We start from the raw sequence: 14834 nt of genomic DNA, 5'->3' as shown, positions 1-14834 counted from the left end.
TGTGAGCAACTTTTCGCTCGATTTTTCCGATAACGCGTTTCAACCTCTGGCCGCCCGTATGCGGCCAGAAAATTTAGCGCAGTACATTGGCCAGCAGCACCTGCTGGCGCCGGGTAAACCGCTACCGCGGGCGATTGAGGCCGGGCATCTGCACTCGATGATCCTGTGGGGGCCGCCGGGCACCGGTAAAACTACCCTTGCGGAAGTGATTGCACGCTACGCCAATGCCGATGTCGAACGTATCTCAGCTGTCACCTCTGGCGTCAAAGAGATCCGCGAAGCTATCGAGCGCGCGCGGCAAAACCGCAACGCCGGTCGGCGCACTATCCTGTTTGTAGACGAAGTGCATCGTTTCAATAAAAGTCAGCAGGACGCCTTTCTGCCGCACATCGAAGATGGCACCATTACTTTTATTGGCGCGACGACCGAAAACCCGTCATTCGAACTTAATTCCGCTTTGCTTTCCCGCGCCCGCGTCTATTTACTTAAGTCGCTGACCACGGATGATATCGAGCAGGTGCTTAACCAGGCGATGGGCGATAAAGCGCGCGGCTACGGCGGGCAAGATATTGTCCTGCCAGATGAAACTCGCAAGGCTATTGCCGAACTGGTCAACGGCGACGCGCGTCGGGCATTGAACACGTTAGAAATGATGGCCGATATGGCTGAAAGCGACGATTCGGGCAAGCGAGTGCTGAAAGCCGAACTGCTTACCGAAATTGCCGGCGAGCGTAGCGCGCGTTTTGATAATAAAGGCGACCGTTTTTACGATCTTATTTCCGCGTTACATAAGTCGGTGCGCGGTAGCGCCCCGGATGCGGCATTATACTGGTACGCACGGATCATTACCGCGGGCGGCGACCCGCTGTATGTTGCGCGCCGTTGTCTGGCTATCGCTTCTGAGGATGTCGGCAACGCCGATCCCCGGGCTATGCAGGTGGCCATTTCCGCGTGGGATTGTTTTACCCGCGTCGGGCCGGCAGAAGGCGAACGGGCTATTGCTCAGGCTATTGTTTATCTGGCCTGCGCGCCGAAGAGTAATGCGGTGTACACCGCCTTTAAGGCTGCGTTGGCCGACGCCCGCGATCGCCCTGATTACGACGTGCCGGTTCATTTACGCAATGCCCCGACCAAACTCATGAAAGAGATGGGCTATGGTCAGGAATACCGCTACGCGCACGATGAACCTAACGCCTACGCCGCCGGCGAGCAGTATTTCCCGCAGGAAATGGCGCAAACGCGCTATTATCAGCCAACAAACAGGGGGCTCGAGGGCAAAATCGCTGAAAAGCTCGCCTGGCTTGCCGAACTGGATCAAAATAGCCAGATAAAACGCTACCGCTAATTGTGGCGTTGCGGTAAGGTTATTACCTATATTTCCGTGGCCGTAGTTTGCGGCCATTTTTCCTATTTAAATTCGATAAGCACAGGATAAGCATGCTCGATCCCAATCTGCTGCGTACCGAGCCAGACGCAGTCGCAGAAAAACTGGCACGCCGGGGCTTTAAGCTGGATGTAGATAAACTGCGCGCTCTTGAAGAGCGTCGTAAAGTTCTGCAGGTTCAAACCGAAAACCTGCAGGCGGAGCGTAACTCCCGATCGAAATCCATTGGCCAGGCGAAAGCGCGCGGGGAAGATATCGAGCCATTACGCCTGGAAGTGAACAAGCTTGGCGAACAGCTGGATGCCGCGAAGTCCGAGCTGGAAACGCTGCTGGCGGAAATTCGCGATATCGCGCTGGCGATCCCGAACATTCCTCACGATGACGTGCCGGTTGGCCGCGACGAAAACGACAACGTTGAAGTCAGCCGCTGGGGTACACCGCGTCAGTTCGATTTCGAGGTGCGCGACCATGTTACGCTGGGTGAAATGCACGGGGGGCTGGACTTCGCCGCCGCCGTTAAGCTGACCGGTTCCCGTTTCGTGGTGATGAAAGGCCAGCTGGCCCGCCTGCACCGCGCGCTGGCGCAGTTTATGCTGGATCTGCACACCGAACAGCACGGCTATAGCGAGAACTATGTTCCTTATCTGGTGAACCAGGACACGCTGTATGGAACTGGCCAGTTGCCGAAATTCGCCGGCGACCTGTTCCATACTCGTCCGCTGGAAGAAGAAGCCGATAGCAGCAACTATGCGTTGATTCCGACCGCCGAAGTGCCGCTGACCAACCTGGTCCGCGACGAAATCATCGACGAAGACGATCTGCCGATCAAAATGACCGCCCATACGCCGTGCTTCCGTTCTGAAGCGGGTTCCTATGGTCGTGATACTCGCGGTCTGATCCGTATGCACCAGTTCGACAAAGTTGAAATGGTGCAGATCGTACGTCCGGAAGACTCTATGGCGGCGCTGGAAGAGATGACCGGCCACGCTGAGAAGGTTCTGCAACTGCTGGGTCTGCCGTACCGTAAGGTAGCGCTGTGTTCCGGCGATATGGGCTTTAGCGCCTGTAAAACCTATGACCTCGAAGTGTGGGTTCCGGCGCAGGATACCTATCGCGAAATTTCTTCCTGCTCCAACGTCTGGGATTTCCAGGCGCGTCGTATGCAGGCGCGTTGCCGCAGCAAGTCCGACAAAAAGACTCGTCTCGTTCACACCCTGAATGGTTCTGGTCTGGCGGTTGGCCGTACGCTGGTTGCGGTGATGGAAAACTATCAGCAGGCCGATGGCCGTATCGAGATCCCGGAAGTCCTGCGCCCGTATATGCGCGGCCTCGAGTATATCGGTTAATCTTTTCTGCTCTTTCCTTAAAAGCGCCTGCGGGCGCTTTTTTTATATCCTTATTGATACCGGGCAATAATCCCCTCAGTAAATCCGGTGATACTCCCTTTGGATTAATACAGCATAAAAAGCCAATAAAATCCGATATATATAAAATTATATAACGATTGTCAGCTTATTGTGAGCAACCAAAGCGAGTATCTATGAAAATCAAAGCCCCCGATGCTTTACTGGCTGCCGAAGTTAGCCGACGTGGTTTGATGAAAACCACGGCGATAGGCGGTTTGGCGATGGCCAGCAACGCATTGACCTTACCCTTCACGCGTATTGCGCACGCCGCTGATACGCTGGCGCCAGTCAGTGAGAAAGTGGTCTGGAGCGCCTGTACCGTTAACTGCGGCAGCCGTTGCCCGCTGCGTATGCACGTGGTTGATGGCGCGATTAAGTATGTAGAAACCGATAATACCGGCGACGATAACTATGACGGTCTGCATCAGGTTCGCGCCTGTTTGCGCGGCCGCTCTATGCGCCGCCGCGTCTATAACCCCGACCGGCTGAAATATCCGATGAAGCGCGTCGGCAAACGCGGTGAAGGAAAATTCGAACAAATTAGCTGGGAAGAGGCGTTCGACACTATCGCCAGCAATATGCAGCGCCTGATTAAAGATTATGGCAACGAATCTATCTATCTGAACTACGGAACCGGTACGCTCGGCGGGACTCTGACTCGCTCCTGGCCGCCGGGTAAAACCCTGATTGCTCGTCTGATGAACTGCTGCGGCGGCTATCTCAATCATTATGGCGACTATTCATCGGCGCAGATTGCGGCTGGTTTGAATTACACCTATGGTGGTTGGGCCGATGGCAACAGCCCGTCGGATATCGAAAATAGTCAGTTAGTGGTGCTGTTCGGCAATAACCCTGGCGAAACGCGCATGAGCGGCGGCGGGGTCACTTACTACCTTGAGCAGGCGCGGCAGAAATCCAATGCCCGCATGATCATTATCGATCCGCGCTATACCGACACCGGAGCCGGGCGTGAAGATGAATGGATCCCAATTCGTCCGGGAACCGACGCGGCGCTCATTTCAGCGCTGGCGTGGGTGATGATTACTGAAAATCTGGTCGATCAGCCCTTCCTCGATAAATACTGCGTCGGCTACGACGAGAAAACGTTGCCTGCCGATGCGCCGTCTAATGGACATTATAAAGCTTACATCCTTGGTCAGGGCTCCGACGGTATCGCTAAAACGCCGGAGTGGGCATCCACCATTACCGGGATCCCGCGTGAGCGCATTGTGAAACTGGCTCGCGAGATTGCGACGGCGAAGCCGGCGTATATCAGCCAGGGATGGGGACCGCAGCGTCACGCCAACGGCGAAATCGCCACCCGCGCCATCTCCATGCTCGCCATTCTGACCGGTAACGTTGGGATCAATGGCGGTAATAGCGGCGCGCGTGAAGGATCATATAGCCTGCCTTTCGAGCGCATGCCGACGCTGGATAACCCGGTAGAGACCAGCATCTCCATGTTTATGTGGACCGACGCGATTGAACGTGGTCCGGAAATGACCGCGCTGCGTGATGGCGTACGCGGCAAAGATAAGCTCGATGTACCGATCAAGATGATCTGGAACTACGCGGGTAACTGCCTGATCAACCAACACTCCGAGATCAACCGCACCCACGAAATCCTGCAGGACGATAAGAAGTGCGAAATGATTGTGGTAATCGACTGCCACATGACGTCGTCTGCGAAATACGCCGATATTCTGCTGCCGGACTGTACCGCCTCGGAGCAGATGGACTTCGCGCTGGATGCCTCCTGCGGCAATATGTCTTACGTCATCTTTGCCGACCAGGCGATTAAACCGCGTTTCGAATGCAAAACCATCTATGAGATGACCACCGAGTTGGCGAAACGCATGGGAGTGGCGGAGAAGTTTACCGAAGGCCGCACTCAGGAAGGCTGGATGCGCTATTTGTATGAGCAGTCGCGTAAAGCGATTCCCGAACTGCCGGATTTCGATACTTTCCGCCAGCAGGGGATCTTCAAGCAGCGTGACCCGCAGGGGCATCATGTGGCGTATAAAGCCTTCCGTGAAGATCCGCAGGCCAATCCGCTGACTACGCCATCGGGCAAAATCGAAATCTATTCCCAGGAGCTTGCCAAAATTGCCGCGACCTGGGAACTGCCGGAAGGCGATGTGATCGATCCGCTGCCGATCTACACCCCGGGGTTTGAAAACTACAACGATCCGTTGTCCGCCAAATATCCGCTACAGCTGACGGGCTTCCACTACAAGTCTCGCGTCCACTCAACTTATGGCAACGTTGATGTCCTGCAGGCAGCCTGCCGCCAGGAGATGTGGATTAACCCGATCGATGCGCACACACGCGGCATCGCCAACGGCGATCGCATTCGCATTTTCAACGACCGCGGCGAAGTGCATATCGAAGCGAAAGTGACGCCGCGTATGATGCCGGGCGTTGTCGCGCTGGGCGAGGGCGCCTGGTATAACCCGGACGCTTCACGCGTGGATCAGGCCGGCAGCATTAACGTGCTGACGACTCAACGTCCGTCGCCGTTGGCGAAAGGCAACCCATCGCATACCAACCTCGTCCAGGTTGAAAAGCTGTAAGGAGTAACCGATGACAACTCAGTATGGATTTTTTATCGATTCCGCCCGTTGCACCGGTTGCAAAACCTGCGAGCTGGCCTGTAAAGACTACAAGAACCTGACGCCGGACGTCAGCTTCCGTCGTATCTATGAGTATGCCGGCGGCGACTGGCAGGAGGACAACGGCGTCTGGAATCAGAACGTTTTCGCCTATTACCTCTCTATCGCCTGTAACCACTGCGAAGACCCGGCGTGCACCAAGGTCTGCCCGAGCGGGGCGATGCACAAGCGCGAAGACGGTTTTGTGGTGGTCAATGAAGAGGTGTGCATCGGCTGTCGCTACTGCCATATGGCCTGCCCGTATGGCGCGCCGCAGTACAACGCCGCCAAAGGGCATATGACCAAATGCGACGGCTGTCACGAGCGTGTCGCACAAGGCAAGAAACCGATTTGCGTCGAGTCCTGCCCGCTGCGCGCGCTGGACTTCGGGCCGATTGCCGAACTGCGGGAAAAACACGGCCAGCTGGCCGCCGTGGCGCCGCTGCCTTCAGCGCACTTCACCAGGCCGAGCATTGTGATAAAACCTAACGCCAACAGCCGTCCGTGTGGGGATACCACCGGCTATCTGGCCAATCCGAAGGAGGTCTGAAATGGGAAATGGATGGCATGAATGGCCGTTGATGATTTTCACGGTCTTTGGTCAATGCGTCGCCGGGGGCTTTATCGTTCTCGCGCTGGCGTTGATGAAGGGCGAACTTTCGCGCGAGCAGCAGCAGCGGGTGATAATGAGCATGTTTGGGCTATGGGTGCTGATGGGGATCGGCTTTATCGCCTCCACCATGCACCTTGGTTCACCTATGCGCGCGTTCAATTCGCTGAACCGCGTTGGCGCATCATCGTTAAGCAATGAAATCGCCAGCGGCGCGCTTTTCTTTGCCGTCGGTGGTATTGGCTGGCTGCTGGCGGTGGTAAATAAACTGTCGTCTGGGCTGCGTAGTCTGTGGCTGGTCGTCACCATGATCCTCGGCGTCATCTTCGTCTGGATGATGATCCGCGTATATAACACCATCGATACCGTGCCCACCTGGTACACCATCTGGACGCCGCTCAACTTCTTCCTGACCCTGTTTATCGGCGGGCCGCTATTGGGTTATCTGCTGCTGCGTGTCGCGGGCGTAGATGGTTGGGCGATGCGTTTATTGCCGGTGATTATGCTGGTGGCGTTGGTGATTAGCGTGACCGTCGCGCTGATCCAGGGCAGCGAGTTGGCGACTATTCATAGTTCGATTCAGCAGGCTTCGGCGCTGGTGCCGGATTATGGTTCATTGATGGCATGGCGGACGGTCGCATTAGTGCTGGCGCTGGTCTGCTGGATTGTACCGCAGCTTAAAGGTTATCAGCCCGCATTGCCGCTGTTGGGCCTGGCGTTTGCGCTGGTGCTGGTTGGTGAGATGATTGGTCGCGGCGTATTCTATGGTCTGCATATGACCGTCGGTATGGCAATCGCCAGTTAATCGCGAGTAATCACGCCGGAAGTTTATTCCGGCGTGATTAAAAAATGCGGTTGATTGATGAAATTTTTCTACTGATATTTCCTTCTTCGTTTTCCAATAAATTAATAAAAACAATGGAATAATATAAAGAATAATTCCGTTACCGTTCCGCTGGATAAAAAACTTCTATCGTTGCCCTGAAAACCGCGTCAGGCCTGAATTCTGGCGGATTGACAATGTTTACAGCGGTGTCATGATGCGCACGAAATCTGAACTTCCTCACGGTTAACACCCATGACCATCTACACTCGCCCAGTGCAAATGTTGCTCTGTGGCCTGCTTCTGTTGACGCTGGCAATCGCGGTTTTAAATACGCTTGTCCCACTCTGGCTCGCCCATGAAAATATGCCAACCTGGCAGGTTGGGATGGTCGGCTCCTCTTATTTTACCGGCAATCTGGTGGGCACGTTATTTGCCGGTTGGGTCATTAAACGTCTGGGGTTTAACCGTAGCTATTACCTGGCGTCATTAATTTTTGCCGTTGGCTGCGTTGGCCTGGGTATTACGCTCGGCTTCTGGACATGGCTGAGCTGGCGTTTTATTGCCGGGGTGGGCTGCGCGATGATCTGGGTGGTGGTGGAAAGCGCGCTGGTGTGCAGCGGTACTTCCCGCAGCCGCGGTCGACTGCTGGCGGCGTACATGATGGTCTATTACATCGGTACCGTATTGGGCCAACTGATGGTCAGCAAATTACCGACCGATTTAATGAGCGTGCTGCCGTGGGTTACCGGCCTGGCGCTGGCGGCGATCCTGCCGCTAATGTTTACACGTATTATGAGCCAGGCCGACGAGCCGCATGAAACGGTACGTATCTGGCCGATGCTGAAACTGCGTCAGGCGCGCCACGGTGTGAATGGCTGCATCATTTCCGGCATCGTGCTTGGTTCACTGTACGGCCTGATGCCGCTGTGGCTAAATCATCAGGGCGTCAGCGATTCGGGTATTGGTTTCTGGATGGCGGTGATGGTAAGCGCAGGCATTCTCGGGCAGTGGCCGGTCGGGCGTCTGGCGGACCGCTATGGCCGCCTGCTGGTGCTGCGCGTACAGGTCTTTGTGGTGATTCTGGGCTGTCTGGCGATGCTGAGCCAGGCGGCAATGGCTCCCGCGCTTTTTGTGCTCGGCGCATCCGGTTTTACTCTGTATCCGGTGGCGATGGCCTGGGCCTGCGAGAAGGTTGAACACCATCAACTGGTGGCGATGAACCAGGCGCTGCTGATGAGCTATACCATCGGCAGCCTGCTGGGGCCGACCCTGACGGCAATGCTGATGCAGAACTTCTCTGATAACCTACTGTTTATTATGATCGCCAGCGTATCGTTTATTTACCTGCTGACGCTGCTGCGCAAAGCCGGGCATCATCCGACGCCGGTGGCACACGCGTAAACATTCTGGCGCGCGGCGAAGGCCGCGCGTAGTCCGTTTATGAAATGAATGTTCCTGTGGGCAGACGGTATTGCGTTCATAGTGTGGCGTTATCGGCGGGATTGATACTATTATAGTTGCGGGCCGTGGTGAGAGTACCTCCGGCCCGCTGCTAGTTTAGTACATCACCTTATGGCCATACTGCTCCAGGATGCCTTTTACCCGCTCCATGGTCTCTTTCTTCGGTGGGTGTACGCCGTCAAGTTTGTACTCTTCGCCCATTGCCACCCATTTGTGTTTACCCAGCTCATGGTAGGGCAGGAGTTCGATTTTCTCGACGTTACCCATATCGCGGGTAAACTCACCCAGACGATGCGCGGAATCGTCATCATCAGACCAGCCGGGAACCACGACGTAGCGGATCCACACGTTAATCCCTTTCTTCGACAGATACTGGGCGAACTCCAGCGTACGATGGTTAGAAACGCCGACCAGGTTCTGGTGGATTTCATCGTTCATCTGCTTAAGGTCAAGCATCACCAGATCGGTGACTTCCAGCAGCTCGTCAATCACGGGATCGTAGCGACGTACGAAGCCGTTGGTATCCAGACAGGTGTGGATACCTTCTTTTTTACAGGCGCGGAACCAGTCGCGGACAAATTCAGCCTGCAGGATCGCCTCGCCGCCGGAGGCGGTGACGCCGCCGCCGGAAGCATTCATAAAGTGGCGATAGGTCACCACTTCTTTCATCAATTCTTCAACGGTGATTTCTTTACCGCCATGGGTATCCCAGGTGTCGCGGTTATGGCAGTAAAGGCAGCGCATCAGGCAGCCCTGGAAGAAGGTAATAAAGCGGATGCCTGGGCCATCGACGGTGCCACAGGATTCAAAGGAGTGAATACGACCAATAGTTGACATTGCGGTGATATCTCCGGGTTCGGCCCTCCAGGGCCTGTGATGCACAGCTCAAACCGGCTGTGTTAAGTCTGTTTTGACAGGTACCCAAAGTATAGATAACTGGCAAAGCAGGCTGGGGCAGGGAATCACGTGTTAAAAAGGCCCCACTGATGTGGGGCCTTTATTGTACGCTTTTTCAGTCAGACAGGGAATTACATGGTCTGAGTGAAGGTACGGGTAATAACATCCTGCTGCTGTTCTTTAGTCAGGGAGTTAAAACGTACTGCGTAGCCAGATACACGGATGGTCAGTTGCGGATATTTTTCCGGGTTTTCCATCGCGTCGAGCAGCATTTCGCGGTTCATGACGTTCACGTTCAGGTGCTGACCACCTTCGATGGACGCTTCGTGGTGGAAGTAACCATCCATCAGGCCCGCCAGGTTGGTCTTACGAACTTCGTCATCTTTACCCAGCGCGTTCGGCACGATAGAGAAGGTGTAAGAGATACCATCTTTAGCGTAAGCAAACGGCAGTTTAGCAACGGAAGTCAGAGAGGCTACAGCGCCTTTCTGGTCACGGCCGTGCATCGGGTTAGCACCTGGTCCGAACGGCGCGCCAGCGCGACGACCATCTGGGGTGTTACCGGTTTTCTTACCATACACGACGTTAGAAGTGATGGTCAGAACGGACTGAGTCGGGATAGCGTTGCGGTAGGTATGCAGTTTCTGAATTTTCTTCATGAAACGTTCAACCAGGTCAACGGCCATGTCATCGACGCGAGCATCGTTGTTACCAAACTGCGGATATTCGCCTTCGATTTCGAAGTCAACAGCCAGACCGTCTTCGTCACGAATCGGTTTAACTTTCGCATATTTGATAGCAGACAGGGAGTCAGCAGCAACGGACAGACCTGCGATACCACACGCCATGGTGCGGATAACGTCACGGTCGTGCAGCGCCATCAGAGAGGCTTCGTAGCTGTACTTGTCGTGCATGTAATGAATGATGTTCAGCGCGGTGACGTACTGTTTAGCCAGCCAGTCCATGAAGTGATCCATGCGCTCCATAACTTCGTCGAAGTTCAGGACGTCGCCTTTGATCGGTTCAGATTTCGGACCAACCTGCATTTTCAGTTTTTCATCAACGCCGCCGTTGATAGCATACAGCATGGTTTTCGCGAGGTTAGCGCGAGCGCCGAAGAACTGCATTTGTTTACCAACAATCATCGGGCTTACGCAGCATGCGATAGCGTAATCGTCGTTGTTGAAGTCCGGGCGCATCAGGTCATCGTTCTCGTACTGCAGAGAAGAGGTATCGATGGATACTTTAGCGGCGAATTTCTTAAAGCTCAGCGGCAGTTTTTCAGACCACAGGATGGTGATGTTCGGCTCCGGAGACGGCCCCATGGTGTACAGGGTGTTCAGGAAGCGGAAGCTGTTTTTGGTTACCAGAGTACGGCCGTCAACGCCCATACCACCGATAGATTCCGTTGCCCAAATCGGGTCGCCGGAGAACAGTTCATCATATTCCGGGGTACGCAGGAAGCGAACCATACGCAGTTTCATGACCAGGTGGTCAACCATTTCCTGCGCGTCTTGCTCGGTGATTTTACCCGCCTGCAGGTCACGTTCGATGTAGATATCCAGGAAGCTGGAAGTACGACCGAAGGACATTGCCGCGCCGTTCTGAGATTTAACGGCGGCCAGGTAACCGAAGTAGGTCCACTGAATAGCTTCCTGAGCGGTAGTCGCCGGACCGGAGATGTCGTAGCCATATTTAGCCGCCATCTCTTTGATCTGACCCAGCGCGCGATGCTGTTCAGCAATTTCTTCACGCAGACGGATGGTTGCTTCCAGATCTTCGCCGCTTTCCAGTTTCGCCTGCAGCGAGTTGAACTGGGCGAATTTGTCTTTCATCAGGAAGTCGATACCGTACAGCGCAACGCGACGATAGTCACCGATGATACGACCACGGCCGTAAGCATCCGGCAGACCGGTCAGTACGCCGGATTTACGGCAGCGCAGGATGTCCGGGGTATATACGTCAAATACGCCCTGGTTGTGAGTCTTACGGTACTCGGTGAAGATTTTTTTCAGCATCGGGTCCAGTTCGCGATTGTACGCTTTGCAGGAACCTTCAACCATTTTGATACCGCCGAACGGGATAATCGCACGTTTCAGCGGAGCTTCAGTTTGCAGACCAACGATTTTCTCGAGCGCTTTCTCGATGTAGCCCGCGTCGTGAGAAGTGATGGTGGATGCGAGGGAAGTGTCGAAATCAACAGGCGCGTGAGTGCGGTTTTCCTGTTTAACGCCTTCCATTACGCTGTCCCACAGCTTGGTGGTCGCATCAGTTGCGCCAGCCAGGAAGGATTCGTCACCTTCATATGGGGTGTAGTTTTTCTGGATAAAGTCACGTACGTTGACTTCGTTCTGCCAGTCACCTTTCGCAAAACCTTCCCAGGCTGTGGCTAACTTTTCATTAAGCTCGGACATGTAACACCTACCTTCTTAAGTGGATTTTTTATTTACTGCCTGAGACAACCATTAATGATGATCGTCGCCACGCAGGTAAATGACCCAGTACGTCAACCCAACCAACAAACCACCGCCGATGATGTTTCCGATAGTGACTGGAATCAGGTTATCAGTGATAAAGTTCATAATGGTTAAGTGAGAAAAACTCTCCGGAGTTGAACCGATAGCGGTCCAGAATTCCGGGCTCGCAAAGTTGCGAATTACGATACCCATCGGGATCATAAACATATTCGCGATGCTGTGTTCAAAGCCGCTGGCGACAAACATCGCAACCGGCAACACCATGATCATCGCTTTGTCCATCAGGCTGCGGCCGGAGTAGCTCATCCAGACTGCCAGACACACCATCAGATTAGCCAGGATACCCAGGCAGACGGCTTCAATAAACGTGTGGTGCATTTTGTGGTCTGCAGTTTGCAGAACATTTAAGCCCCAGCCGCCGTTGGCAGTCATATATTCGCCTGATAACCACATTAACAGTACAAACAGCAGCGCGCCGATCAGGTTTCCAACATAGACGTTAAGCCAGTTTTTTGCCAGCTGACCCCAGGTAATACGCCCGCTGGCTTTCGCCACGACGATCAGTACGGTCGAGGTGAAAAGGTCAGCACCGCAGATGACGCAAAGAATCAGACCTAGTGAGAAGCATACCCCGCCGATAAGTTTGGCAATCCCGAAAGGCATTGCGGCAGTACCGGTGGTCGCCGTGATATAAAACACAAAAGCGATGGAGATGAAGACACCTGCGGTAATCGCCAGATAAAACGTCTTCAGCGGATGTTTCGTCGCTTTATAGACACCTGCTTCTTCGGCGACTTTCGCCATCGCGGCAGGGAGTAAAAGATCAAAAGGGTTGTCAGCTTTCACACTAACTCTCTCTTTATATAAGTTGGCGGTGTGATACTAACAAAGCATTATAGAAGGGAATTTGATGTAGATCATATCCTACCGGAGTCATAGGCCCATTTTGCGTGTGGAATTAGCCTGTTGTGGCTTTATCTTTTTGATTTTTAATGAAAAACTAAATTTTAATATTTGCAAATAATGTTGAAAATTTCCATGAGTGACCATTGTTTACGGTTAATTAAAATGGAGTATTTTTATTAAAATTAACAATCTAAATATCATCAATGTTTGGATTTTACTTATAGTTAACTTTGCACCTACAAAATGGCGTGGTTTTGGAGCAAATCATAAAAAAACGGAGCCGCTGGCGGCCCCGTAACGTTATGGTTTACCCCTAATGGGTTATTTGGCCCAGAAGGCCGCTTTTGCCCGCTGCAGCTTTTCGTAGGCCTTCAGTAAAGACTGATGTGCCGGGAAAGCGCGCAGATCGTTATCGACCGCCTGAAGGCCATAGAATGGCGCCTCTCCGCTCAGGGCGGCGCTAGCGGCTTCCACAGCATCCGCGCCATACATACGGATGAAGGCATTCAGGTACTGCAGCGGCTGGCGCTCTTCTTCCTGGCTAAGCAACAGCAGCGTTTGCAGGCAGCGATAATAGTTGGCGCGCTCAGGGCTGAAGATGGAGGCATTGAATTCCATGGTCCACTCTGTCCAAATCAACGCCTGTTCAAGGTCGCCGCCGGCCAAAGCCAGCATCGCTTTCAGCTCGCCGATACGCAGGGTATACCAGCCATTGTCTTTGCCGGTTGCCAGGCCTAATAGTTCGCGGACGCGCGTGAAATCATCAAGTCCTTCATCGTCCATTTGCTCGATGAGCGCCAGATAATCTTCTTTTTCCCACTCGCTACCCGGCAGGGAGAGAATAGTGTCGCGCAGGTGTGCGCCCATGCTGTTATTAGCGAGCCACAGGTCTTCCGCCGGATAAATATCGGACATCCCCGGAACGATGATCCGGCAGGCGTAGACGCTCAGATGTTCGTAGTCGGCGATATAGACTTCTTTATCTTCAGCTTTGAAGATAGCCATCAGGGTGGCGAACTCTTCTTCAGTGCTGCCGGAGAAATTCCAGTCAACGAACGGATAGTCGGCATCCTGTTTAAACATATCCCAGGAGATCAGGCCGCTGGAATCAATGAAGTGAGTTTCCAGGTTGGCGTGCTCGGCAACTTCTTCGTCATCAAAGGTCGGAGGGGTAAAGACGTCGAGATCTTTCAGACTGCGGCCTTGTAGCAGTTCGGTAACAGTACGCTCCAGCGCCACGCCGAAATCCGGATGGGCGCCGAAAGAGGCGAAGCAGGTGCCGTTAGCCGGGTTAAACAGGACTACGCAGATAACCGGATATTTACCACCAAGAGAGCCATCGTAGGCGAAGATCGGGAAACCTTCGGCTTCCAGTTTGGCGATAGATTCAACGACGCCCGGATAGCGCGCCATTACTTCAGCCGGGATCTCCGGCAGGCTGATGCTCTCTGCGATGATACGGTTTTTGATATGACGCTCAAAGACTTCAGACAAGCCCTGCACGCGCGCTTCATTCGGGGTATTACCCGCTGACATGCCGTTGGAAACGTACAAGTTGCCGACAATGTTCATCGGAATATAGACGGTTTCGCCGTCTGATTGACGGGTAAACGGCAGGCCGCAGACGCCGCGCTCGTCGTTGCCGGATTGCAGATCCACGAGCATGCTGGCGGTCAGTTGATCGTCCGGATCGTAAAAGGCGCGCAGGCGGGCATCCAGCAGGCCTTCCGGTACTTCATCATCTTCCGTCAGCGGGAACCACTTTTCGTTCGGATAATGAACGAAGGGACCGTTGGCGATGGTATCGCCTAACCAGAAGTCCGCGAAGAAGTAGTTGGTAGACAGACGTTCGAAATATTCGCCCAGCGCGGAAGCCAGCGCCGCCTTTTTAGTTGCGCCTTTACCATTGGTAAAACACAGCGCGCACTCTTTATCGCGAATGTGAACGGACCACACGTGTGGTACCGGATTCAGCCACGAGGCCTCTTCGATATCAAATCCGAGGTCGAGCAGTTTCTGCTGGAAGCGAGCGATGGAATCTTCCAGGGCGGCATCTTTGCCGGGGATAAATGTCTGGGTCATAGCAATTCGTTTATTGTTGGCAGGATGCGCAATGATACGGGTTTTACCGGTAAGTGGCTATGTCGTTAGCCGCGGCAATGCATAAAAAGAGAAGAGCGGTAAATGGCATGCGGAGAAACTCCACATGCCGTAGC

At 53.9% G+C, this 14834-nt stretch carries 10 protein-coding genes; 6 read left to right on the top strand and 4 right to left on the bottom strand.

Going from position 1 to position 14834, the window contains the following annotated elements; all coding sequences use genetic code 11:
• Window position 1: 1 nt before the first annotated feature.
• From rarA to PGR23_RS08655, 6 genes are all read left to right on the top strand, one after another.
• Window positions 2–1345: a replication-associated recombination protein RarA gene (gene rarA / locus PGR23_RS08680; RefSeq protein ID WP_045396235.1), complete on the top strand. Its 1344-nt coding sequence runs from the start codon at window positions 2–4 to the stop codon at window positions 1343–1345.
• Between the two features lie 92 nt (window positions 1346–1437).
• Window positions 1438–2730 (top strand): serine--tRNA ligase, encoded by a 1293-nt coding sequence (gene serS, locus PGR23_RS08675; RefSeq protein ID WP_015367484.1) that lies wholly within the window; start codon window positions 1438–1440, stop codon window positions 2728–2730.
• Window positions 2731–2924: 194 nt separating this feature from the next.
• A complete protein-coding gene (gene dmsA / locus PGR23_RS08670; protein ID WP_047049022.1) occupies window positions 2925–5363 on the top strand; it encodes a dimethylsulfoxide reductase subunit A in 2439 nt (812 codons plus the stop codon).
• 10 nt (window positions 5364–5373) lie between these two features.
• Window positions 5374–5991, top strand: coding sequence for a DMSO/selenate family reductase complex B subunit (locus PGR23_RS08665; RefSeq protein WP_015367482.1), 618 nt, complete (start codon window positions 5374–5376; stop codon window positions 5989–5991).
• Between the two features lies 1 nt (window position 5992).
• Window positions 5993–6856 carry a dimethyl sulfoxide reductase anchor subunit family protein gene (locus tag PGR23_RS08660; RefSeq protein WP_045395752.1) on the top strand — a complete coding sequence of 288 codons (864 nt, stop codon included), beginning with the start codon at window positions 5993–5995 and terminating at the stop codon, window positions 6854–6856.
• A gap of 273 nt (window positions 6857–7129) precedes the next feature.
• Window positions 7130–8278 carry an MFS transporter gene (locus tag PGR23_RS08655; protein WP_015367480.1) on the top strand — a complete coding sequence of 383 codons (1149 nt, stop codon included), beginning with the start codon at window positions 7130–7132 and terminating at the stop codon, window positions 8276–8278.
• Between the two features lie 156 nt (window positions 8279–8434).
• Here the strand turns inward: PGR23_RS08655 and pflA are convergent, their stop codons facing one another.
• From pflA to ycaO, 4 genes are all read right to left on the bottom strand, one after another.
• Window positions 8435–9175, bottom strand: a complete 741-nt coding sequence (gene pflA, locus PGR23_RS08650; protein WP_015367479.1) for a pyruvate formate lyase 1-activating protein — start codon at window positions 9173–9175, stop codon at window positions 8435–8437.
• Window positions 9176–9366: 191 nt separating this feature from the next.
• Window positions 9367–11649 (bottom strand): formate C-acetyltransferase, encoded by a 2283-nt coding sequence (gene pflB / locus PGR23_RS08645; protein ID WP_015367478.1) that lies wholly within the window; start codon window positions 11647–11649, stop codon window positions 9367–9369.
• Between the two features lie 51 nt (window positions 11650–11700).
• Entirely contained in the window at window positions 11701–12558 is an 858-nt protein-coding gene (gene focA / locus PGR23_RS08640; protein ID WP_047045585.1) for a formate transporter FocA, read from the bottom strand.
• A gap of 381 nt (window positions 12559–12939) precedes the next feature.
• A complete protein-coding gene (gene ycaO / locus PGR23_RS08635; protein WP_047045589.1) occupies window positions 12940–14700 on the bottom strand; it encodes a 30S ribosomal protein S12 methylthiotransferase accessory factor YcaO in 1761 nt (586 codons plus the stop codon).
• Between the last annotated feature and the right edge of the window lie 134 nt (window positions 14701–14834).

The organism is Klebsiella sp. 141162, from assembly GCF_050600755.1.
Lineage (GTDB): Bacteria > Pseudomonadota > Gammaproteobacteria > Enterobacterales > Enterobacteriaceae > Klebsiella > Klebsiella aerogenes.
The sequence above is the reverse complement of the archived record's forward strand: the minus strand, read 5'-3'. Positions and strand labels throughout refer to the sequence as shown.

Excerpts from the sequence above, each read along its gene's own strand:
- serS (WP_015367484.1), top strand. The coding sequence starts at position 1,438 with ATGCTCGATCCCAATCTGCTGCGTACCGAGCCAGACGCAGTCGCAGAA.
- dmsA (WP_047049022.1), top strand. The coding sequence starts at position 2,925 with ATGAAAATCAAAGCCCCCGATGCTTTACTGGCTGCCGAAGTTAGCCGA.
- PGR23_RS08665 (WP_015367482.1), top strand. The coding sequence starts at position 5,374 with ATGACAACTCAGTATGGATTTTTTATCGATTCCGCCCGTTGCACCGGT.
- PGR23_RS08660 (WP_045395752.1), top strand. The coding sequence starts at position 5,993 with ATGGGAAATGGATGGCATGAATGGCCGTTGATGATTTTCACGGTCTTT.
- PGR23_RS08655 (WP_015367480.1), top strand. The coding sequence starts at position 7,130 with ATGACCATCTACACTCGCCCAGTGCAAATGTTGCTCTGTGGCCTGCTT.
- pflA (WP_015367479.1), bottom strand. The coding sequence starts at position 9,175 with ATGTCAACTATTGGTCGTATTCACTCCTTTGAATCCTGTGGCACCGTC.
- pflB (WP_015367478.1), bottom strand. The coding sequence starts at position 11,649 with ATGTCCGAGCTTAATGAAAAGTTAGCCACAGCCTGGGAAGGTTTTGCG.
- ycaO (WP_047045589.1), bottom strand. The coding sequence starts at position 14,700 with ATGACCCAGACATTTATCCCCGGCAAAGATGCCGCCCTGGAAGATTCC.